Annotated in this window: 2 protein-coding genes; both read left to right on the top strand. The window is 69.7% G+C overall.

The annotated features are described in order from the left end of the window. On the top strand, positions 1 to 911 hold a 911-nt coding region (locus WBB14_RS20330), incomplete at its 5' end, for an MASE1 domain-containing protein (protein ID WP_424241439.1). Further along, positions 901 to 2,330, top strand: a 1,430-nt coding sequence (locus tag WBB14_RS20325) for an alpha/beta fold hydrolase (RefSeq protein WP_424241438.1), incomplete at its 3' end; no start/stop codon positions are given. The genes WBB14_RS20330 and WBB14_RS20325, both read left to right, overlap by 11 nt.

Below are 2,330 nucleotides of genomic sequence, written 5' to 3'. Positions count from 1 at the left end.
GCGCGCTGCTGGGCGGCGGCTGGCTATGGCTGACGCAGGAGGCCGGCGCGCTGCTGCGGCTGCGCACCTGGGTGATCGCCTATCTCGCCGGAATACTGATCCTGGCGCCGGCCTTGACGGGCTGGGCGCAGTTCCGCCCGCGCCGCTCGGGCGGCCCGCGCCTGCGGGACTTCGTGCTGGGGGCCGTGGCCTACGCGCTGATGATTGTGTCGACCTTCATGACTTTCGACGGCGACATGATCCGCAATCTGCCCTACGTCGTGTCGTTCGAGCTGACCTACCTGCCCCTGGTGTTCGCCGTGCTGATCGCGCTGGTGTGGGGACCGCAAGGCGGCACGCTGGCCATGGTCACGCTGATGGTAATGGCCCTCTACCAGAGCGCCCAGGGCGAAGGCCCCTTTGTCGAGGCCAACGATCCCTGGCATGTGCTGCTGGCCACCCAGGCCTATCTGGTGGTCACCGCGCTCTTGCTCCTGCTGGTCAATACGCTGCGCAGCGCCCGCGAACAGGCGCAGGCCGACGCCGAGCAGTGGCGCGGCCGCTTCGACCTGGCGCTGGCAGGCAGCCATCAACTCATGTACCGCTACGATCCGCATGACGGCGCGCTGGAACTGGCGGGCGATCTGCAGGACGCGTTCGGCCTGCCGGCCGACGCCATCTCCGACCTGGACTCGCTGCTGGCGCTTGCCCACCCGGATGATCGCGCCCGCCTGTCGATGCACTGGGCGGCGCGGCGCGCGGGCGCACAGGACCGCACGCCGCTGCCGTTCCGGCTGGCGCATGCGAACGGAGGCTGGCGCGTCGTCAGCGACCGCGGCTCGCCGCTGGCCGACTTCGACGGCAGCGTCGCGGTCGTGGCGGGCATGTGGCGCCTCGGAGAAATCGAGCGCGAGCCGGCCGATGTCCGCTAGCCCAGACAGTCCCAGCACGGGCGCGCTGCTGATCCACGGCCTGGGCGGGACCCAATACGACCTGGGCTCGATGCACAAGGTGCTCAAGCGCGCCGGCATCGAAACGCACAGCCTGACCCTCCCCGGACACGGCACCACGCCCGAAGACCTGGTGTCGGTGCGCGCCGAAGCCTGGCTGGACGCCGTGACCGCCAAGTACCATGAAATCGCCGGCCGCTACGACACCCTGCACGTGATGGGCATGTGTCTGGGCGCGCTGCTGGCGGTCGAACTCTGCAAGCGGGTGGGCCACAAGAAAGGCAAGCTGGTATCGCTGGCCGCGCCGGTGTTCATCGACGGCTGGAGCACGCCGTGGTATCGCGGCCTGCGCAAGCTGGTCTACCGCATTCCAGGCCTGGGCGCGCGCATGCGCGTCGAAGAGGAAGAGCCCTACGGCATCAAGAACGAACTGGTCCGATCCATCGTCAAGGCCAAGTTCGAACGCGGCGAGAACTTCCACTACCGCTGGGTGCCGCTGGCCTGCGTGCGCGAAGTCGACCGGCTGCGCGGCTTCGTCAAGCGCGGGCTGGACCGCATCGGCTGCCCCACCCTGATCGTGCACGCCCACGAAGACGAGCTCACGTCCGTGCGTTCGGCCCATCTGCTGCACCAGCAGATCGCCGGCAGCCGGCTGGTGCTGCTGGACAACAGCTATCACATGATCTGCGTGGACAACGACCGCGACCGGGTCGCCGCCAACGTGCTTGAATTCATGGACCGGGATCCCGCCGCGGCGCAACCGGCGCGCGCCGCCGGACGTGGCGCCCCCATGGGCGCCGAGGACGTCGAGCGCCTGCTCGAGGCGTACCGCGGTTCGCTGCTGGCCGGAAAATTCGAGTTGCTGTTCCCCTTGTTCGCCGAGGACGTGGTCTGGAACGAGGAAGGCGACAACCCGATCAGCGGCGTCTATGAAGGCCGGGGCGCGCTGATCGACCTGTTCTCGCGCCTGATGGACTACTCGCGCAACACTTTCGCCATCAAGGACGTGGGCCAGCCCGCCCCCGTCGGCCGCTCCATCGCGTTGCCGCTGAGCTACCAGGTGCAGGACGGCGCGCAGTTGCACCTGGGCGGCGCCACGCACACGCTGCGCCTGCGCAACAACGCCATATCCAAGGTCAACGCCCAGGCCGACGACCCCGCGCGCGAGGACGCCATGTGGCGGCGGCTAGCCGCCGCCTGCGGCCGGGAACCCGAAGGCGACGCCATCGACGCTGACACCCTGGCCCTGACGGCCGCAGCGCTGCCCGATGCCTTTGAAGCCGCGCTCATCGAGCGGCGGGCCCTGGCCCGCGAACCTTCGGCCGCCGTCGCCATCCGGCTATACGCCTGCGAGCAGCAGGCGCGCCACGGCGATGCGCCAGCCGCGCCAGAGCCCGGCGC

Origin of the sequence: Achromobacter sp., from assembly GCF_049647645.1 — a bacterium.
In the GTDB taxonomy this organism is placed as follows: domain Bacteria; phylum Pseudomonadota; class Gammaproteobacteria; order Burkholderiales; family Burkholderiaceae_B; genus Achromobacter.
Note: the sequence above shows the minus strand (reverse complement) of the source record. Positions and strands in the feature narration are given on the sequence as shown.